This is a genomic window from Streptomyces sp. NPDC006309, from assembly GCF_040613095.1.
Classification (GTDB): domain Bacteria; phylum Actinomycetota; class Actinomycetes; order Streptomycetales; family Streptomycetaceae; genus Streptomyces.
In genome coordinates, this window is the sequence record NZ_JBEXRO010000010.1 from 177211 (window position 1) to 196234 (window position 19024).

13 protein-coding genes and 4 pseudogenes are annotated in these 19024 nt (G+C 71.0%); 7 read left to right on the forward strand and 10 right to left on the reverse strand.

Going from position 1 to position 19024, the window contains the following annotated elements; genetic code table 11:
* Positions 1 to 37: 37 nt before the first annotated feature.
* Positions 38 to 1060 carry a LacI family DNA-binding transcriptional regulator gene (locus tag ABZ117_RS16220; protein ID WP_356821222.1) on the forward strand — a complete coding sequence of 341 codons (1023 nt, stop codon included), beginning with the start codon at positions 38 to 40 and terminating at the stop codon, positions 1058 to 1060.
* 33 nt (positions 1061 to 1093) lie between these two features.
* Here the strand turns inward: ABZ117_RS16220 and ABZ117_RS16225 are convergent, their stop codons facing one another.
* On the reverse strand, positions 1094 to 1678 hold the full coding sequence (locus ABZ117_RS16225) for a hypothetical protein (protein WP_356821224.1): 585 nt from the start codon (positions 1676 to 1678) through the stop codon (positions 1094 to 1096).
* Between the two features lie 1029 nt (positions 1679 to 2707).
* Between ABZ117_RS16225 and ABZ117_RS16230 the strand changes: the two genes are divergently transcribed.
* Positions 2708 to 3994, forward strand: coding sequence for a family 16 glycosylhydrolase (locus ABZ117_RS16230; protein ID WP_356821225.1), 1287 nt, complete (start codon positions 2708 to 2710; stop codon positions 3992 to 3994).
* Between the two features lie 86 nt (positions 3995 to 4080).
* Entirely contained in the window at positions 4081 to 5283 is a 1203-nt protein-coding gene (locus ABZ117_RS16235) for a glycoside hydrolase family 64 protein (RefSeq protein ID WP_356821227.1), read from the forward strand.
* 15 nt (positions 5284 to 5298) lie between these two features.
* Here the strand turns inward: ABZ117_RS16235 and ABZ117_RS16240 are convergent.
* The 4 genes and pseudogenes from ABZ117_RS16240 to ABZ117_RS16255 all read right to left on the reverse strand — a co-directional run bounded on the left by ABZ117_RS16240 (position 5299) and on the right by ABZ117_RS16255 (position 9819).
* A pseudogene (locus ABZ117_RS16240) lies at positions 5299 to 6239 on the reverse strand (IS5 family transposase).
* Between the two features lie 326 nt (positions 6240 to 6565).
* On the reverse strand, positions 6566 to 7363 hold the full coding sequence (locus tag ABZ117_RS16245) for a hypothetical protein (RefSeq protein ID WP_356821228.1): 798 nt from the start codon (positions 7361 to 7363) through the stop codon (positions 6566 to 6568).
* Positions 7364 to 7932: 569 nt separating this feature from the next.
* Positions 7933 to 8118: a hypothetical protein gene (locus ABZ117_RS16250; RefSeq protein WP_356821230.1), complete on the reverse strand. Its 186-nt coding sequence runs from the start codon at positions 8116 to 8118 to the stop codon at positions 7933 to 7935.
* Between the two features lie 108 nt (positions 8119 to 8226).
* The gene (locus ABZ117_RS16255) at positions 8227 to 9819 is read right to left on the reverse strand and encodes an MFS transporter (RefSeq protein ID WP_356821231.1); all 1593 of its coding nucleotides are present in this window, start codon (positions 9817 to 9819) and stop codon (positions 8227 to 8229) included.
* Between the two features lie 393 nt (positions 9820 to 10212).
* Between ABZ117_RS16255 and ABZ117_RS16260 the strand changes: the two are divergent.
* Positions 10213 to 10549: pseudogene (locus ABZ117_RS16260) on the forward strand (type I pantothenate kinase); the annotation flags it as partial.
* 13 nt (positions 10550 to 10562) lie between these two features.
* Positions 10563 to 10687, forward strand: a pseudogene (locus ABZ117_RS16265) (leucine zipper domain-containing protein); the annotation flags it as partial.
* Between the two features lie 198 nt (positions 10688 to 10885).
* On the opposite strand, the gene ABZ117_RS16270 reads toward ABZ117_RS16265, so the two are convergent.
* Positions 10886 to 11059, reverse strand: a complete 174-nt coding sequence (locus ABZ117_RS16270; protein WP_356821232.1) for a CsbD family protein — start codon at positions 11057 to 11059, stop codon at positions 10886 to 10888.
* Positions 11060 to 12218: 1159 nt separating this feature from the next.
* Entirely contained in the window at positions 12219 to 12941 is a 723-nt protein-coding gene (locus tag ABZ117_RS16275) for a DUF4232 domain-containing protein (RefSeq protein ID WP_356821233.1), read from the reverse strand.
* Between the two features lie 261 nt (positions 12942 to 13202).
* On the opposite strand from ABZ117_RS16275, the gene ABZ117_RS16280 reads away from it, so the two are divergent.
* Positions 13203 to 15509 (forward strand): helix-turn-helix domain-containing protein, encoded by a 2307-nt coding sequence (locus ABZ117_RS16280; RefSeq protein WP_356821235.1) that lies wholly within the window; start codon positions 13203 to 13205, stop codon positions 15507 to 15509.
* A 155-nt stretch (positions 15510 to 15664) separates the two neighbouring features.
* Here ABZ117_RS16280 and ABZ117_RS16285 read toward each other — a convergent pair whose 3' ends face one another.
* Entirely contained in the window at positions 15665 to 16555 is an 891-nt protein-coding gene (locus ABZ117_RS16285; protein WP_356821236.1) for a glycoside hydrolase family 19 protein, read from the reverse strand.
* Positions 16556 to 16801: 246 nt separating this feature from the next.
* Between ABZ117_RS16285 and ABZ117_RS16290 the strand changes: the two are divergent.
* Positions 16802 to 16927, forward strand: a pseudogene (locus ABZ117_RS16290) (IS5/IS1182 family transposase); the annotation flags it as partial.
* A gap of 257 nt (positions 16928 to 17184) precedes the next feature.
* On the opposite strand, the gene ABZ117_RS16295 reads toward ABZ117_RS16290, so the two are convergent.
* Positions 17185 to 18333: an NAD(P)/FAD-dependent oxidoreductase gene (locus ABZ117_RS16295; RefSeq protein ID WP_356821238.1), complete on the reverse strand. Its 1149-nt coding sequence runs from the start codon at positions 18331 to 18333 to the stop codon at positions 17185 to 17187.
* A complete protein-coding gene (locus tag ABZ117_RS16300) occupies positions 18330 to 19010 on the reverse strand; it encodes a TetR/AcrR family transcriptional regulator (RefSeq protein ID WP_356821240.1) in 681 nt (226 codons plus the stop codon). Before ABZ117_RS16300 ends, ABZ117_RS16295 begins: the two co-directional genes overlap by 4 nt.
* Positions 19011 to 19024: the final 14 nt, after the last annotated feature.

Below are 19024 nucleotides of genomic sequence, written 5' to 3' on the forward strand. Positions count from 1 at the left end.
GCGGGGCGGGGGACGGCGGAACGGAGCACAGGCGCGCATGGCAGGCAGAGTCGGCATCAAGGACGTGGCCCGGCACGCGGGGGTCTCGGTGGGCACCGTCTCCAACGTCATCAACCGCCCGGAGACGGTCACCGAGGAGACCCGGCTGCGGGTCCAGGCCGTGATCGACCGGCTCGGCTACGTACGTAGCGAGAGCGCCCGCCAACTGCGGGCCGGGCGCAGCCGCATCATCTCGCTGCTCGTCCTCGACATGGGCAATCCGTTCTTCGTGGACGTCGCGCGCGGTGCCGAACGGGCGGCGCGGGAGGCGGGGATCGGCGTCATGGTCTGCAACAGCGGCCAGAGTCCCGCCGAGGAGGCCGCATACCTCTCCCTCTTCGCCGAACACCGGGTGCGCGGCGTCCTGTTGACCCCGGCCGACGCCACGGGCCGCAACATCGACGCCTTCCGCCGTCACCGCATCCCTTTCGTCCTGGTCGACCGGGTCGCCGAGGGCACCACCGAGTGCTCGGTCTCCGTGGACGACGTGGCGGGCGGCGCCCTCGCCGTGCGTCACCTCGTGGACACCGGGCACCGCTCGATCGCCTACGTCAGCGGGCCGTCCCAGCTCAAGCAGGTCAGGGACCGCCGCGAAGGTGCCCACCTCGCCCTCACCCAGGCCGGGCTGGCCCCCGAGACGCTGCGCGAACTGCCCACCGACCGCCTCGACGTGGCCGCCGGCCGTGACGCGGGCGCCCGCCTGCTGGGCCTCGCCGAGCGCCCCACGGCGGTGTTCTGCGCCAACGACCTGCTGGCCCTCGGGGTCCTCCAGACCCTGTACACGGCGGGCGTCAAGGTGCCGGAGGACATGGCGATCGTCGGTTACGACGACATCGAGTTCGCCGCCGCCTCGGCGGTCCCGCTCACCTCGGTACGCCAGCCCGCCGTCACCATGGGCGCGCTGGCCACCGAACTCCTGCTGGAGGAGACGGAGTCCGAGTCCTCCGACGGCCACACCCACCGCCGGGTCGTGCTCCAACCGGAGCTGGTGGTAAGGGAGTCGAGCCTGGTGGCCCGCTGAGTCCTACCCCCAGGTGGCTGTAATCCGGCAGTATCACCAGACCGGTGTTGGCGGCGCGGCCCTCGCCCCCGGTGAGCGTGGCGGCGTCCTGCGGGCCGCGTTGCGGGCGTCCAGCGCCTCATGGGTGGTGGGGGTCACGAAGGTGCCGCCGGTGGTGGCGAGTGCCTGGTTCGTCTCCACGAAGTCGCGCATGAGGCGCTCGTACGCAGCGAACGCCTCTGTGTGGTCCGCCCGCGCGGCCGGCTCACCGGCCAGCACGTAGGCGCCGACCAGGGAGACGCTGGAGCCCTGGCCCGACAGGAACGAGGTGGCGTGGACCGCGTCGCCCGCGAGTGCCACGCGGCCCGACGACCCGGTGGGCAGGTGGATCTGGCTGACCACGTCGAAGAACAGGTCGTCCGCCTCCCGCATCGCGGCCACCGGCCGGGGGACGTGCCGGCTCCGCTCGGGGAGACGGGAGGCGACCAACTCCCGCCGCGCCTCGGGGCTCCGGAAGGCGTCGTAGGGCGGTTTCTCCTCGGGGCCGAAGGCGAGGCGGCGGGTGTGGGAGTGCAGTCCGTCGGTGCCTATGACCAGGTCGAAGGAGCGGCGGGCGCCGCTGTCGAAGATGATGTCCACCCTGTCCTCCCGGTCGTCCAGGGTGGCGATGGAGTCGTTGAACCGGAACTCGACGCGGTCGCCGATGGGCGTCTGGAGGGCGCATGGAGGACGCCGGCCAGGTCGCAGCGCCGGCCGTAGGGCATCTCGTCCGGGTAGTCGTCGTGCTCGGTGAAGCTGATGAGGTATCCGCTCTCACCGAGGTCGACGGTGAACTCCGCTTCGTGGACCGGTACGGACGGCTCCCGTTCTACACAGCCGAGGTGTTCCTCCCTGAGGCGGCCCGGGCAGAAGAACCTTCCCGCGAGCACAGCGTGGCACGGTGGTTCAGACGATCACGTAGGAGCATCGTGATCAACGGCGTGGAACGCGCGGTGCCATTGCCGATGGATGATCCCCCTCGGCTGTTGTCGGACGAGCCACGGGCGGCCGCCTCTCCGACACCCGCGCACGTACACCGCGGGCCGCGAACTACGCGCCCCGCTTGGCCCCCACCATGCGACGCCCGATCTGTGGCTCGTGTCGGAGTTTCTCCGTGCGCAGTCAGCGTCCGACACACATGCCATCACCTACCGGGCCGCGCTCCACCTCGCCGCGGAGTGGCCGGTTTCGTGCAACGAGCCAGGCTGGGAGCGCGGGCCGGCCGAGCCGGTCGCTTCCCCGTACCGGACGAAGCGTCTCCTGTCTCAATTGCGCTGTCGGCCCCGTCTGCGGGCTGGCCGCGGCCCTTGTGCGCGAATGCCGCCACATCAACGGAATTGACCATTCCGGCGGGTGGTCCCGGAGAGTCGCTCGCCTTAAGTGAGGCTTAAACGCTTCTTAAGCGTTCTTGAGTCTCGGCTCGTTCCTCAAGTAACCGCAGCTCAACGGGTTTTGATGGCACTCTGCACAAGTTGGCCGAGGCAACGGCCGTGCGTACCATCGGGATCCCCCCAACGGTTCACCGCAGCTGAGAGAGCGCTCTCAAGCGGAACGATCCGCCTCCTCGTTCGCGGTCGCCGTACGGGCGGAACCACCTGATCCCCCCACAGACAAGGTGTCATCCCAGCCATGGCAGCTCATCGCGCTCGGCGGTGGACGCTCGGCGGACTGGTCTCACTGGTCGCCGCCGCACTCGTCACCGTCCTCCTCATCACGACGACCGGCTCCGGGGCGAACCGGGCCAGCGCCGCACCCACCGCGGTGACCTGGTCCGACGACTTCGACGGCAGTGCGGGAAGCGCTCCCGACCCCACCAAGTGGACGCTCGAAACCGGCGGTTCGGGCAATGGCAACCACGAGCTGCAGTACTACACACCGGGCAGCCAGAACGCCGCCCTCGACGGCCAGGGCCACCTGGTGATCACAGCGCGCAAGAACACCGACTCCGGGCTGCAGTGCTGGAACGGGACGTGCCAGTACACATCGGCCCGCCTCAACACGGCCCGCGGCTTCACCCAGGCGTACGGCCACTTCGAGTCCCGTATCAAGATTCCCCGCGGCCGGGGGATGTGGCCGGCCTTCTGGATGCTCGGCGACAACCTCCCCAGCGCGGGCTGGCCCGACAGCGGGGAGATCGACGTCATGGAGAACGTCGGCAACGAGCCCGGCATGGTCCACGGCACCATCCACGGCCCCGGCTACTCCGGCTCCGGCGGGCTCGGCGCCGCGTACACCCTTCCGGACGGCAAGGCCTTCGCCGACGACTTCCACGTCTTCGCCGTCGACTGGAGCCCGGCGGCGATCACCTGGTCGGTGGACGGCCACGCCTACGAGACCCGCACGCCGTCCGACCTCGGTGGCAAGAAGTGGGTCTACGACCATCCGTTCTTCCTCATCCTGAACCTCGCCGTCGGCGGCGACTGGCCCGGCAGCCCCGACTCGGCCACTTCTTTCCCGCAGACGATGACCGTCGACTACGTCCACGTCTCGACCTCCGACGCCGGCGGCTCGACCGGCTCGACCGGCTCGACCGGCGCCGGCGGCGCCATCAAGGGCATCGGCGGAATGTGCGTCGACGTTGCCGGCGCTTCCGCCGCGGACGGGACGCCGATCCAACTGCACGACTGCGACGGCGTCGACGCCCAGAAGTGGACGCTGGGCGGTGACGGCACGGTCCGCGCCCTGGGCAAGTGCCTCGACGTGCGCGGCGGTTCCACCGAGGACGGCGCCCTCGTCCAGCTCTACGGCTGCAACGGCAGCAGGGCCCAGCAGTGGACCTACACCTCGGCCCACGACCTGACCAACGCCGGGGCGAACAAGTGCCTGGACGCCAAGGACGGTTCGCCGGCCGACGGCACCCGGCTGCAGATCTGGACCTGCGGCGGCACCGTCAACCAGAAGTGGACCGTGGGCTGACCCCGCACGGCAGACGGCCCACCCCACCCCACCCCACCCCACACTCGCCTCCACGAGGCACACGCACCAAGGAAAGGCGCAAGAACATGGCACCACGTCACCAGCGCAGTCTCAGCCGCCGCAAGCTGCTCATCGCCCTGGGCGGAGCGGCGATAGCCGCGCCCGCCGCGGCGGCCCTGGCTCCTCACGCCCTCGCCGGTACGACGGAGAACAGCACGAAGGCCGCAGCGGCAGGGGCGCTCCCGCTGACGATCGTCAACAACAGCGGCTCGTTCGACAACGCCTCGGTGCACGTCTACATCGTCGGCAACCAGGACGGCAAGCAGGTCCGGGTCACCCCTGACGGCACCCTGGCCCCGATATCGCTGTCCGACAACGGCGCGGACGGCTTCACCGACTACGCCCTTTCCCTGCCCGCGAGCGGGGAGGCCGGCCTCACGCTGCCCCGCATGTCCGGCCGCATCTACGTGTCGCTCGGCGAGAAACTGAAGTTCAAGGCCGTCGCGGACGGGAACGGCAATGCGGCACTGCAGTATCCCGCCGGCTGGGTGACCTCCGACCCCAACTACCGCGTCCTGCACGACTGCGCCGAGTTCACTCACAACGCCTCGGGCATGTTCTGCAACACGACCATGGTCGACATGTTCAGCGTGCCGATGAGCATCCGGCTCACGGGAGCCAAGGACCAGACCACGGGCACCCTGCGCGACGGCGGCCGGGCCGCGGTGTTCAGCGCCGTCAAGCAGGTCGCGGAGTTCGCCCCCCTGGTCGTCGACGACCTTCGCGTCATCGCTCCCGGCCACGGGCTCGACGCGGGCCTGTTCGCCAAGGACTACTTCGCCCCGTACATCGACCAGGTGTGGAGCACCTACACCGGTAAGGAGCTCACGGTCACCACCAACGCGGGCACCTTCACCGGCCGGGTCCGCGCCGACAAGTTCACCTTCGACGGCCCGGCCCCGGTCGCCTTCGGCAAACCGTCCACCCGCGACGTCCTGTTCTGCGACGGCAACCTCGCCGCCCCGAACGACGGCACCACCGGTCCTGTCGCCGCCGTCCTGGGCGCCGGCTTCAACCGCTCCACCCTGCTCAGCAACCCCGCCCAGCCGGTCACCGACGCATCGGCCTTCTACCGGACCGACCTGACGAACCACTACGCGAAGGCCGTTCACGCGGCGACACAGGACGGCAAGGCCTACGGCTTCGCCTTCGACGACGTCGCCGACTTCGCGTCCTACATCCAGGACACCGCACCCACTGGGATCCGGCTGACCCTGACGCCGTTCTAGGACTTGTCCGGCCGATCATGTGCGGAGCCGAATCGCGAGGGCGGCTGCAGTCGCGGTCCCGAGGAAGACGTAGCCGCGCGTGTCGTAGCGGGTGGCCACGGCTCTGGCGTGTTCGAGCCGGTTGATCGCCTGTTCGACGGTGTTGCGTTTCTTGTACCGCTCTTCGTCGAAGCCGGGTGGCCGTCCGCCGCGTGAGCCTTTGCGCAGGCGGGCGGCCTGGCCTGGCTGTCAGTCCTCTCCGGAATCGTGTGCCGGACACCCCGCTGCCGCAGGTACTCACGGCAGGGGCCGTTGCTGTACGCCTTGTCCGCCGCGAGGCTGCCGGGCTTCTTGCGTGGCCTGCCCGACCCGGTCCGAGGGACGCGGATCTTCTCCGACACGGGCTCGAACTGCGTGCAGTCCGCCCGCTGCCCTGATGTGACAACCAGGGAAAGCGGGCGGCAGCGGCCGTCCGCACTCAGGTGGAGCTTGGTCGTGCACCCGCCCCGTGAGCGCCCCAGGCCCTCGCCTCCAGCACCACCTCCACCAGGCGGGCGACGAGGCTCTGCCATGGAGTTTCGCCCTGGTGTTCTGCCTCTGTGTCTCCCTTTGAGCCGGGAGCCGGCGGCGGGTCGGTGCGGGCGCCGGCCGCGTGCCGGTGCGCGCGAACGATGGTCGAGTCGACCGAGATTTCCCGGTCGACCACCCGCAGCGTCGGCCTCGGCCTGGATCTGCTGGAGCAGTCGTTCCCAGGTTCCGTCGGCCGACCACAGGCGGTGGCGTTCATAGACCGTCTTCCAAGGTCCGAACCGTTCGGGCAGATCACGCCACTGAACTCCGGTTCGCACCCGGTGCAGAATCCCGTCGATCACCTGCCGGTGGTTCCGCCACCTGCCACCACGTCTGTTGCTGACCGGTAGGAACGGCCGCAGCCGTTCCCACTCGGCATCACTCAGATCACCCCGCCCCGTGTCCACATCAACGACACGGACGCGGAGTAGTCACATGATCGGCCGGACAAGTCCTAGCTCGAGCCGGCTGTGCTACGCCATCTGCCGGCCCTTCTGGCGCCTATTGGTGCAGGCGGGTGCGCACGGTCGTGCCGCGTGCTCCCACGAGGACGCGGTAGGCGTTCACCCGCCCGGCCGCACCGGCTTCGTCGGCACTGCCGCCGCCTCCGTGAGGGGGTGCGTCCGAAGTGACACTGAATTCGTTCGAACAAGCGATCCAATGCCGTTATGAATGCGAAGGACTTCCCCGACGACCTGGTGCAGACGCAAGCCGCCTGGAACGCCACCAGCGCCTACGGCGCGCCGTTGAAGAAGCCGGACTTCAAGTTTCCGATGATGACGTCGAGTGGATGTCCACTGACGATGAACGGCCCGCTCCAGGGTGCGCTGAGTGCGAAGAGCAGCGCCAGGCTCAGCCCGACCACACTTGCGACACCTACGATCAGCAGTGATGTTCGCAGGCTGCTGCGGAAGACCAGTGCGCCGGAATTCACGATCAAGGCCACTCCGCTGACCACGAGCGTGACGATGTAGAGCGCGGGAACCTCGCGCGAGGCGGCCGCAACGCGGGCGCGACGACTGCTGGTGACAGCGTCCATGGAAGCCACCAGCTCCGTGCCTGCCGTGGTTCCCACCTCGGGCCGGGCCGCCTCGGCGCGCACACTGTGCTCCAGCTGTGCGATCGCGCGAGCGATGGTGGGGTCGTCACCGGACGCCGCTGCTGAGGCCTCCCACTCTTTGGCACGCGTGGTCTTCAAGTAGTCCAGCAGTGCCGCATGGATCGGCTCCGACCGGACTCGCGGACTGGTCGCCGCCCATGCCAGGCGGGAGGCCGCGACCGCCTCTTCGCTCACCAACCCCTCGGCTGCGCGCAGGTAGCCGGCCTCGCTGGCCAATGTGAGTGCCGCGAAGATCGCGAAGGCAGCGCCGAGTGTCGGCATCAGGGGCGTGGCGATCTGCGGCACCCGATCCCGTTCCTCGACCGGTACGAGCGCCCGGACGCCGACCCGCGCCACGGCCGCGACCAGTAAGGCAAGCAGGAGCCCGCCCACAACCAGCACCACCGCCGGCAGCGAGGTCAACCAGTCCATCACATCACCTACAGCGCGTTACCGCGAGCACCACATGGCAGCGGCACACTCCGGCCCCTGCGGCCCGGAGCTCCGCGTCGATCGCCCTTAACGAAGGCCCCATGATCACAGGTCGATGACCTGGTCCGCTCGCGACACCCGGCACGGCAATCTCATTTCGTTGGTCAAACAGCTGCATACGGCCCAGTGCGAGGCGGTACCGACAACGACCGCCGCGCCCGTCTCTCATTCCGTCTCATTCAGTTCCGTTCACGGTCGTTCAGGTGGGTCACCGGAGCCCTTCGCACTCCGGTGACTGGCCGTCGGGGGTTGTCGACCCACAGCCGGCCGGTGACCTGGGTGACGCACGGCCCATTGGCCAGGGCAACAGCCCTCGGGCCGCAGCGGGCTGCGTGTCCCGCCGCCGTCACCGCCTGGAGCCGGGCCCGAATGTCCTCCGTCCGAGCGGCCCGGGTCGGCTCCCCGCTTCGGACGTGGGGACGGGGTCGGCGGTGCCTCGTACTGCACCAGCCGGTTGTTTTCTGGCAGGGACGCCACCCCCGCCTGTCCGTGCGGCTGTGGTGGCACCCCTACTGGGAGACTCTTCCCCCGACGCCGGTCGCATCGTCCCACTGGTCGTGTTCGGGGTCGCCGTCACCGGACGCAACGCGGAAACGATCGAAGAACTCCCCGTCGAGCATCACCTCCTCGACGGGCAGGCAGTCGCCCTGGAGGTCGTCAAGCGCCGCCGCGGGGCCGATCGCTGGTTCGGTCACGGATTCCAGTCCGGCGCATGCCCGCACCCGGTCCACCGCCCGGCGGAGCGGCAGCGGCACCTTTCCGCGCGGGGCACGGTCAGGGGCCCTGCGTGGACCCGGACGCGGTCAGGGTGTCGGGCCCGTGCCGGGGGTGTCCGGGCCCGTGGGGCCCAGGGTGCCGTGACTGGTGCGGCGGGGTTCCAGCGGCGGCGCCAGGATCGAGCCGTGGGTACGGCACTCGGGGCGCCGGCAGTCCGGGGCGGGGCGGCGCACCGTCGTGAAGGCGAGCACCGCGCCGACCACCAGCACGCCCGCGCAGAGCGGCATCGCCCGCCGGAACGCGGCGTCGAAGGCGTCCGCCGAGCGGTACGCCTCCGAGCCCATCCCGGTGAGCACGGGCAGCGCGGCCACGGCGACGAGACCGGCGGCGCGGGCCGCCGCGTTGTTGATGCCGCTCGCCAGCCCGGCCCGCCCGGTGTCCACCGAGGCCAGCACGGTCGCGGTCAGCGGCGCGACCAGGGTGACCATGCCGAGGCCCATCACCACCAGCGCGGGCAGCACGTCCGCGACGTACGAGGCGTCCTTGCCGACCCGCAGCATCAGCAGCATGGCGGTCGCGCACAGCAGGGGGCCGACCGTGAGCGGGATGCGCGGTCCGATCCGCTGGGCGAGTTCGCCGGAGCGGGCGGAGAACAGCAGCATCAGGGCCGTGGCCGGCAGCAGGGCCGTACCGGCTTCGAGCGCAGAGTAGCCCGCCACCACCTGGAGCTGGAGCGCGGTCAGGAAGAAGAAGCCGCCGAAAGCCGCGTAGACGCACAGCGTCACCAGGTTCACGGCCGTGAACTGGCGCGACGCGAAGATGTCCGGCGGCATCATCGGATCGGGCCGCCGCCGCTCGACCCGCACGAAGGCCACGCCCGCCGCCACACCCACGACCGCCGTCACCGGCACGAGCACGGAGCTGCTCCGGGCCCCGATCAGGGCGTACGTCACCAGCGCGAGGGCCGCCGCGCCGAGAACGGCCCCGAGGACGTCGAAGCGGCGGCGTGGCGCGGCTCGCCCGCTGTCGGCGTTGCTCGCGTCGAAGGGACCGGAGGACTCCGGGACGTGCCGCAGGGCGACGGGCACGCAGACCAGCGCGGCGGGGATGTTCAGCAGGAAGACCCAGCGCCAGCCCGGCCCGTCCACCAGCCAGCCGCCGAGGAACGGTCCGACGGCGGCCCCGACGCCCCCGAGGCCCGACCACAGGCCGACGGCCCGGGCCCGGTCGGCGGGGTGGAAGGAGGCCTGGATGATCGCCAGGGAACCGGGGGTGAGCAGCGCCCCGCCGACGCCCTGGAGCACGCGGGCCGCGATGAGGATGCCGACGTTCGGCGCGAGCCCGCACATCAGCGACGCGGCGGCGAACCAGACCACGCCGACGACGAAGATCCTCCGGCGTCCGAAGCGGTCGCCGAGCGAGCCGCCGAGCAGGATCAGCCCGGCCAGCGAGAGCATGTAGCCGTTGACGGTCCACTGGAGCGCGGCGAGGCTCGCGTCCAGGTCACGGCCGATGGCCGGCAGGGCGACGTTGACGACCGTCGAGTCCAGCAGGGCCATGCTGGACCCGAGGACGGTCGTCAGCAGGACCCACTTCCCCGCTGGGGAGGCGACCCGTAGGGAAGGTCCGACGGCGGTGGCGGGTCCGTCGTCCGACACGTCCCGCTCGGGCACAGCCATACCTCGGAGCATACGGATGGGCCCGGCACCGCGTCGAGTGGGAGGTGACCTGGGACGTCGGTCGCCCGAGCGATCTCGATCTGAAGATCGACGAACTGGCTCGGTGGCCTGACCGGGCCCGGGCACCGGTCCGGCGCGAGACTCCCCCGGATCAGTACGCGCGACCACGCGTACTGGGCTTGGCGATGCACTACGGCGAGTTCCTCATGTCAGAAGTGGAGTACCGGGTCGAGCAGCCATAGCGGCACGGACGGCGTTCGTCCCCAGGACCGTCGCTGGGGACGAACGCCGTCCGGTTCTCCGAGCCGTGCGCGAGGCTCACCTGACGTGCCCCATCCCGCCGCCCCGTTCGGAGTCCGTTCACGATGAACTGTGGTTTCACCGGTCTCCCCGATGCCCCGGAGCGCCCACCGGCACAGGCCGGAGGCGAATCCCTACGTCGACCTCACTCGCGCTGCGCGACAAGACGCCCCTGGCGCTCACCGCCGAGGAGGTGGAGAAGCTGCACGGTCTGGGCGACGTCATGGACCTGGACGAGGTGCGGAACATCCACCTCCCGCTCTCCCGGCTCCTCAACCTCTACGTCGGCGCCACGGGCGGCCCGAGAGGGGCCTTGAACACGTTCCTCGGTGAGAAGGGCTCCCAGTCCGGCACCCCGTTCGTCATAGGCGTGGCCGGCTCGGTGGCCGTGGGCAAGTCCACCGTCGCCCGGCTGCTCCCGGCCCTGCTCTACCGCTGCCCCGTTGACCCCGACCGGCAGACTGCGGCCGGCCCGGTGTGTTGTGGACGACGACTGGCCGCTGCGGCGAGCTGCGGAGCGCTTCCAAGTCAGCCACACACCGCCGGACGATGGGCCGGCCGCTACCGGCTGCATGGTGAGGTCGGGACGGGGACCGCTCCAGCAGGGCCTGGCACCGGTTGACGGCCCCGCTGATCCCTACTGCGGGCGGCGGGAGCGGGCCGGGGATCCAGACCGCATGGTCACGGTCGGTGCGGCTGCGGTCTTCACGGAAAGAGGGAGGACATGCGTGCGGGGTGGCCGGTTACCGGTCACCCCCCACGTTCGTCAGCGCCGGCCGGTGTCCTTCAGCGCCTCTTTGGCCTCGCGGGCGTTACCCGCGGCCTCGGCCGCGTGGCCTTTGGCAATCAGCTTGTGATTGCCCACGGCATGTCCGGCTGCCTGAGCGGCCTTGCCCACTGCCTGTTCGGCCTTGGCCCTGGCCTTCTCGCTGGCGGCCATGTCGCTCACCTTCCTCGGTTGCCGGTCTGAGGTACTGCTGTGCGCATGACCCCTGACGGTGCCGGCAAACCCAGGGGCGGAACGACACAGTGCGTCGCTGGCACCGGCGCGGTGAGCCGGAGGTGGAAGGCGGCCACCATCGGGGGCGGGTCTACTTGAACGTAGCGGACGCCGTGGTGGTGGGAACACGTCCCTTGCGAGTGCCGCGAGTAGGACAGGGACGCATCCTTGCGCTTGGCGGTCTCGTACTTGTCCTTGGGCTTTTGGTGGTGCGTCCAGCTACACAGCCCGGTGGTGTGGTGGACGCAGTGGTGAGCGGTGTTCGTGGACGGCAGCGTGGCCGCGGACACGGTCGGTGCGCTGAACAGAACACCGGTGAGAGCGACAGCGATGGCCGGGGCAACAAGACGTGCGCGCAAAGGAATCCCCCCTCTGCGTTGAACGAGTGCAGCGGGGACTTTGTAGCGGTTGCAACGACCTGTAGGTCACTCCCGTCAATTCGGTGTCGCTGACGGTCCGCGCGGCTATTGAAGGGGCCGGAAGGACACGCCGCCCTGCGGACCGACCGGGGGGCCAGCCGCACCGAGCGGGACCGACGAACTCATCCCTGCCTCGCCTGTCACGGCCCCCCGGGCACCGGCGCCTGATGTCCGTCTCCGTCCACCCGCCGGACTACCGTGCTGTTGCCGCCGACCAGGCAACGGGTGGCGCTCTGCACTCCGCTTGTGCAGGCCCCGAATCCGAACAGCCGCATCAGGTGTTCAGCCTGCGCTGAACGAGTCCGTGCAGAGGGCCAGTGCCTCGCGCGCCCGAAGGCACGCCCAGCGCGATGGCGCAGCCGGCCCGGCCGGCCCGCCTGCTGCCGCACCCGCCCTGACCGTCGCACCAGCGTTCGATCAACAGCCTCAGGGCGACCGGCGGGCCGCCCCGCGGCGGACCGGGAGACGATCCGTCGGGGAGCCACGGCGCGTCGCCTGCGGGTCACCAACCGCGGCGCCCTGTCCCAGCACGGCATCACCACCCACGACGCCACGCAGCTGGGGCCGGGCTCGGCAGAGGAAGCCGAGCAGGAGGTCCGCTACAGGGGGAGTTGGCCGCAGCAGAGATCAGCGCCGATGGCTGACGGCCCGCGCGGGGCCGTCATGCCGTACGGCGGGGCTCAGAAGTCGTCCGCGCCGTTGCGCAGTTCTGGGGTCCAGTAGCCGGTGAGGGCCTTCGCCGGGTCGACGGCGATGCCGCCGCTGCCGGGCGCGGTGACGGCGATGACCGTGGAGTCGCCCTCCAGGGTGATGGAGAACGCCGTCACCGGCTCCGCGTCCTCGTCGACACCGCCGTCCGACAGCTTCACCAGGGCGTAGGCCGGGGCGCCCGGCGTGATCACGACCGGCGTGGCCGGCTTGCTCTTGGCAACGGCCGGCACGTCCTGCTTGTGGCTCTCCAGGAACTGCACGTGCGGGAAGCCCGCCAGCCGGCAGGAGCGGCGGGAGGTGTTCTTCGCGGTGAGGACGAGGTGGGTGTAGGGCGGGCCGTCCTGCCGGGCGGCGGTGACAGTGATGTCCCGTGCCGTGCAGACCGGGGTGGAGGCGGAGGCGTGCTCGCCGGACGAGCCGGTCGCCCCCGCGGAGCCGCCGGCGCCGGTGGAGCCCGTCGAACCGGTGGAACCGGCCGAGTCCGCCGAACCCGGCGAGCCGGAGGCGCTGTTGTCCTTGCCGTTCCCCGCCCCCGTCGCCGAGGAGGTCGCCGAAGCGGCGGCCGAGGAGGTCGCCGCGGACGCCGACGTACCGTCCGTGTCGCCCTGGCAGGCGGTGAGGGACAGGGCGAGAACCGTGCCCGCGACGGCGAGCAGCGTGGAACGGTGCCGCAAGGAGTTGATGGTGTTCAAGGAGAGTCCCCCCGTGAGTGGTGCGGAGCCGTCGCCCGGCGCCGCCGGTCGAAAAAGAGTCCTGGTCATGTGCCGCGGTTGTGAGTTGCCCCGGTCCGGCCGGTGGCCGGACAGCAGGGTGTGCCCGGGGTGTCCGCGTCTGCCGTCAGTCGATCACTTCCGGTCTGCGTCGCCCAGGCGGTTCTCCCGGCAGAACCAAGATCGGCCATACTTCTGCCGGAGCTCGCATCCGGACGAGCCGGATGATCGGGGGCATCGACGGTGCGGCACGGCACGTCCTCCACAGGGGACTTCGGGCAACGACTGCGCGGCCTGCGGGCTCGTGCCGGGCTCAGCCAGGAGGCGCTGTCCCATACGGCCGGGGTGAGTGTCAGGGCGCTTGCGGACATGGAACGCGGGCGTACCCGGGGGCCGCAGCGCCGTACCGTCCAGGCTCTGTCCGAGGCACTGAGGCTGGACGACGACGAGGCCGCGGCCCTGGAGGGGGCCGCTGCCCTCGGCCGCCCGCGGCCCGGGACGGCCACCGGCCCGGCCGCCGCCGGTACCCTGGCCCTGCCGCGCGACATCGAGGACTTCACCGCCCGCGGCCCAGCCCTGGCCCGGTTGGTGGACCTGGCGCGGGACGCCGAGCGGGGCAGGCCGGTGGTCACCGTGGTCACCGGGCAGCCCGGGCTGGGCAAGACCGCGTTCGCGGTGCACGCCGCGCACCGTCTCGCCCCGCACTTCCCGGACGGGCAGTTCGCCCTGCACCTGCACGGCATGGATCCCGAGCCGACCACCCCCAGGGAGGCGCTGGCCCGACTGCTGGGCGCGGTGGGCGTCGCGGAGGCGGCGATACCTTCCGGCACCGACGACCGTGCCGGTCTGTGGCGGTCCCTGTCCGGCGGGCGACGGCTGCTCCTGCTGCTGGACAACGCCGCGGACGAGTCCCAGGTCATCCCGCTGCTGCCCGGCACCGGCGCGTCACTGACCATGGTCACCAGCCGCCATGCCCTGGCGGGCCTGGAATCCGTCCACCGCGCCGATCTGGCCCTGCTGCGGCGCGAGGAGGCGGTGGAACTCCTGACCCGCATCATCGGCCCGGAACGGGTGCAGGCGGAGGCACAGGCCGCACGCGACCTCTCCGACCTGTGCGGGCACCTGCCGCTGGCCGTCCGGATCGCCGGCCAGCGGCTCCTGAGCCGGCCCCACGAACGGCTGGGCAAGCTCGTTGCCCGCCTCACCGCCGAGGGCCGGCGGCTGGACGGCCTTCAGGCCGGAAGCCTGCGGGTGCGCGCGGCCTTCGCGCTGTCGTACCGGCAACTGCGCCCCCAGGCGCGGATTTTCCTGCGTCGCGCCGCGCTGGCCGCCGGAGCGGACTTCAGCCCCGAGACCGGCGCGCTCCTGGCCGGTCTGTCCTGCGACGAGGCTCTCGCCTGTGCGGAGGAGCTGACCGACGCCGGACTTCTTCACAGCGAGCCCGCCACGGAGCGCTACCGCTTCCACGACCTCCTCAAGCTGTACGCGGCCGAGCAGGTCACGGCCGAGGACGGCCCCGAGGCCCGCGACGCCGCCCTCGACCGGGCCGCGAACTGGATGCTGCGCCGGGCCACCGCCGCCGCCCTGCACTTCGACGTCCACCGTGACGGGACCGCGCCGCACGGCGACCCGGACCCGGAGGGAGCGCCCGCCGGTCAGGAAGAGGCGCGGGCGTGGCTGGAGGCCGAGCAGGCCCAATGGCTGGCCGCCCTGCGCCGGGCCCATGACGCCGGCCGGCACCGGCAGGTCCTGGACACGGCGGAGGCGATGCACTGGTTCTCCGACCGCAACCAGCACTGGGAGCAGTGGGTGGAGGTGTTCCAGCGCTCCGCCGACTCCGCCCGCGCCCTGGGCAGCAGACGGGAGGAGGCGGTCCACCTCAACTGTCTCGCCTGGGCCTACAACCTATGCCTCCACGACCCTCATAGTGCCCTGGAGAGCGCCGAAGCCGCGCTCGTGGCGGCCCGCGAGTGCGGGGACGGGCTCCAGGAGGGCTGGGCACTCGGCTACAGCGCCGGCGCGCTCCACCGGCTGGGGCGGACGCAGGAAGCCCACGCGCGCCTGCACGAGGCGGCCCGGCGCCTCGCCCAGCAGGACACCCCGCAGTCCCGGCTGGCCGAGCTGACGATACTCAACTCCCTCGGTACCCTGCTGCGGCAGGCCGGCCGGGCGGCAGAAGCCCTGGACATCCACCGCCGCAGCGAGCGGATCTGCCGCGTGGGGGTACCAGGCCGGACGCAGGAGCTGATCGCGTTGTACCACGCGGTCGCCCAGCAGCAGATCGGCAACGACCTGGCGGCCCTGGAACGGTGGCACGAGGCCGAACCGCCTCTGCGGCAGGCCCTGGCCGCCTTCGAGGACGCGCAGATGCCGGCCTGGGCGGAGGCGGCGCGGCTCGACCTGGGCCAGGTGCTCACCGCCACGGGTCACCGGGAGGCCCGGCAGACGCTGCTCGACGCCCATCACGCCCTGACCGCGTTGAGGAGCCCCCGCCAGGCCGAGGCCGCCGCAGCCCTCGCCTCGCTCGACAAAGCCACCGCCGCCACCTGACCCCAGCCCTCGACGAGCGCGCACGCATCCGCGCCGGCAACCCCCAGCACTCCAACAGCGCGCTCACGATCGTCGCGTCGGGCACCGCTGCGGGCATGCCCGCCGCTCCGCGCCCCGGGCGGGCCGCCGGGCCCGCCCGGGGCGCGGGCCGCGCTTCAGCAGTAGAGGTTGGCGCCCGCGGAGGTGCCCAGGATCTGCACGAACCGCTGGTAGGCGTCCACGCGGCTCTGCACCTGCGCGGGGTTCTTGCCGTCGCACTCCAGGGAGCCGTTGATGCTGCGGATGGTCTGGCCGAATCCGGCACCGTTGACCATCGCGTTGTGCGGAGTCATCGAGCCCGGTCCGGTCTGGGTGTTCCAGTACCAGAGCCCCGTCTTCCAGGCGACCGAAGCGTCGGTCTGCACCAGGTTCGGGTTGTGGAGCAGGTCGATGCCGAGTGCGTCGCCCGCGGCCTTGTAGTTGAAGTTCCAGCTGAGCTGGATGGGCCCGCGGCCGTAGTAGGCGGACTGGCCGGCCGGGCAGCCGTACGGCTGGCTCCAGTCGCAGTAGTGTGGGTAGTTGGCGGTATTCTGCTCCACCACGTAGACCAAGCCGCCGGTCTCGTGACTGACGTTGGCGAGGAAGGCCGCAGCCTCTTGCTTCTTGGTGGTGTCGCTGCCGGTGTTCGCGAAGCCCGGGTAGGCGCTGAGCGCGGCCTTGAGACCGCTGTAGGTGTAGAAGGGGTTCCGGTTGGGGAACATCTGGTTGAACTGCGCCTCGCTCACGACGAAGCTGCCGGAGGGGTCGGTCGGGCCGGCGTCGCAGGCGTACGGGTCCCAGTACCAGGTGCTGATGGTGGGGTCGTAACCCGGATTGTCGTGTTCGGCGATGTACGTCTTGCCGTCGGTGTAGCGGACGATGTCGCCGGTGACGTAAGCCTTGCCGGCCGTCCAGCTCGGGTAGCTGGAGCAGGACGCGGCAGAGGCGCCGGTGGCCGGCAGCAGCGCCGGAGCGGTGGCTCCGATCACGATCGCGGCCATGAGTGCGGACAGGCGGCGCTTCGACATTGAGCAACTCCTTTGCCGGGCCAGGCTGCACCGGAGGCGAGGCAGTGCCTTGCGCACGCTGTCCCAGGGGGCGGCCATGCCGTCCGGGCGCCTTGGGCGGGGTGTGGGAGCCATATTCGACGAGTTGGTGTGTACCAGTCAAGGTATAGACCAATACTGCTGACAACGTTGGCGGGGAAAGCGATCGCGATGCCCGTCCCGGCGGACCAGCGCAGCCACCGGCTCCGCCGGGGCAGCCGAGGCGGCAGGCCAGCGGCGTTCGACCGGGAGACCTACAAGCAGCGCAACACCGTCGAGCGGTGCATCAACCGCCTCAAGCAGTGGCGAGGTATCGCCACCCGCTACGAAAAGGCCGCCGCCGTCTACCTGGCCGGACTCCACATCGCGGGCCATCTTCCTCTGTCCGCCCGCTGGTCCAAACCGAAGGACCCTACGCCTTCTTCGCCCGCTGGGCGGGGTGCGGGAGTGGCGGGCCGAGCTGCACGACCTGAACTGCGCGAGGCCGTCTGCGGAGCTGAGGGCCGCAGCCCGGAGCCGACCGCGGCGGTCGTGGACTCGCAGCCGGTGAAGGGGACGCCACCGTGGCCCGCGCCTTGCGGGGTCTCGAGGTCGGCAAGAAGCTCAACCGGTCAGTGTGGTGTACTGGCGAATATGTCGAGCAGCCCCTGTGGGGCATCCGCGCGGAACAGCGAGGACTGGTTGACAGCGGACCGCGTTGCGGAGGCCTGGGCGCGTGGGAACATTTTCGCTTCGTAGGCGGCCAGGGCGGCCTCGGTGTCCCCGGGGTGCGCGGCCACAGCCAGGCCCAGTTCGGCGCCATCGAGCAGCGCCAGGTTGGCGCCCTCGCCCGCGAACGGGGACATCAGATGGGCGGCGTCGCCGAGGAGCGTGACGCCGGGGATGCGGCCCCATCGGTGACCGGGCGGCAGGGCGTGGATCAGGCGGGGTACAAGTGCCCCGTCCGCATCGGCGATCAACGCCCGTAGGCTCTCGGCCCAGCCGTCAAACTCCTTCAGTACGACCGTCTTCGCCGCTTCGGTATTGGTGAAGTCGATGCCGTCCAGCCAGTCCTCCGGTGCCTCGACAGCCGCGTAGATGTGCAGGCTGCCGTCGGTCTCGCGATGCGCGAGGAAGCCATGGCCCGCGCCGAGCGCGAACAGCATGCCGCCGCCGACCACCTCCGCGCTCGTCGGGTGCCGCAGATCCGCTTCCAGCAAGTCCGCTTCGACGAACGACACACCCGTGTAAGCCGGTCGGGCGGAGGAGAGGAGCGACCGGACGCGTGACCATGCGCCGTCCGCGCCGACCAGGAGGTCCGTGGTGAACGCAGTGCCGTCCGCGAGCGTCACCCGGTGCCGGCCGCCGCCCAGCGGTTGCGCGTCCGTGACCTTGGCGCCCCAGCGAACCCTCCCCGCAGGCAGTGAGTCCAGCAGCAGCTCGCGCAGCTCGCCCCGCTCTATCTCGGGCCGCACGTGAGTGCCGTCGTCGGCCGCCGCGAACCGGACGATGCCGTCCTGGTCGAGGACCCGTACCGCTTGTCCGCCGGCATGAACGCGCGTCAGGAACTCCTCGTGCAGACCGGCGGCCCGCAACGCCTCCTGGCCAGAGTTGTCGTGGATGTCGAGCATGCCGCCCTGTGTCCGGGCCTCCGGTGAGACGTCCAAGTCGAACAGTGCGGCCTTGATGCCGTGCACGTGCAGTACACGGGCGAGGGTGAGTCCGCCAAGGCCGGCACCGACGACGGCGACGGGGTGGTGAGGAAGGGGGACGATGGTCATAGGGCCTCCTGGCCTTCGGTCGGCACGGCGGTCTGCTCGATGCCGTTGATCAGGGTCTGGAAGGCCCACGACAGGCGGGCCTCGGGGGTGCCGGAGAGCAGCGCGCCGGGGTCGGCGGCGATGTGCGGGTGGGTGGTGGCGGGTGCGTCGCGCAGAGCCTGGGCCAGTACCTGCCAGTCGCCCAGGGGCTCCTCGCCGGCGTGCTCGGCAGCGGTTGCCGTGGCGTGTTGCAGCAGCAGATCCACGCCCCACGCCGCCTGGGCGCGCGGCACCCCGCCAGCCTCGAGCAGTTCGAGCAGAATCTCGATGAGACGCAGATAGTTCGGTCCGCTGGGCCGCGCGATCAACGCTGAGCGGGCCAGGGACGGGTGTTCCAGCAACATCCTGGTGTAGGCGGTGAGCACCCTCTCCAGCCGCTTCCGCCAGCCGTCTTCGGCCGGCGTGAGGCCGACCGTGCCGAGGAGTTCGTCCAGGACAGCCGCATGCAGCTCGTTGGTGTCGCGGACGTAGACGTACAGCGAGGCGGGGCCGGTGTCCAGTTCCTGCGCTAGCCGCCGCATCGTCACCTTGCGTAGCCCCTCCGTGCGCAAGATCGCGACGGCGGTGGCGACGATGCCCTCCCTGGTCAGGGGCGGCTTGGCGGGGCGTTCGCGGCGGGAGCGTGATGTGGGGGGCATGCCACCACTCTAGA

What these genes read in the sequence shown, in the direction of transcription:
- ABZ117_RS16220 (WP_356821222.1), top strand. Translation starts at nt 38, where the DNA reads ATGGCAGGCAGAGTCGGCATCAAGGACGTGGCCCGGCACGCGGGGGTC.
- ABZ117_RS16230 (WP_356821225.1), top strand. Translation starts at nt 2,708, where the DNA reads ATGGCAGCTCATCGCGCTCGGCGGTGGACGCTCGGCGGACTGGTCTCA.
- ABZ117_RS16235 (WP_356821227.1), top strand. Translation starts at nt 4,081, where the DNA reads ATGGCACCACGTCACCAGCGCAGTCTCAGCCGCCGCAAGCTGCTCATC.
- ABZ117_RS16245 (WP_356821228.1), bottom strand. Translation starts at nt 7,363, where the DNA reads ATGGACTGGTTGACCTCGCTGCCGGCGGTGGTGCTGGTTGTGGGCGGG.
- ABZ117_RS16255 (WP_356821231.1), bottom strand. Translation starts at nt 9,819, where the DNA reads ATGGCTGTGCCCGAGCGGGACGTGTCGGACGACGGACCCGCCACCGCC.
- ABZ117_RS16270 (WP_356821232.1), bottom strand. Translation starts at nt 11,059, where the DNA reads ATGGCCGCCAGCGAGAAGGCCAGGGCCAAGGCCGAACAGGCAGTGGGC.
- ABZ117_RS16285 (WP_356821236.1), bottom strand. Translation starts at nt 16,555, where the DNA reads ATGTCGAAGCGCCGCCTGTCCGCACTCATGGCCGCGATCGTGATCGGA.
- ABZ117_RS16295 (WP_356821238.1), bottom strand. Translation starts at nt 18,333, where the DNA reads ATGACCATCGTCCCCCTTCCTCACCACCCCGTCGCCGTCGTCGGTGCC.
- ABZ117_RS16300 (WP_356821240.1), bottom strand. Translation starts at nt 19,010, where the DNA reads ATGCCCCCCACATCACGCTCCCGCCGCGAACGCCCCGCCAAGCCGCCC.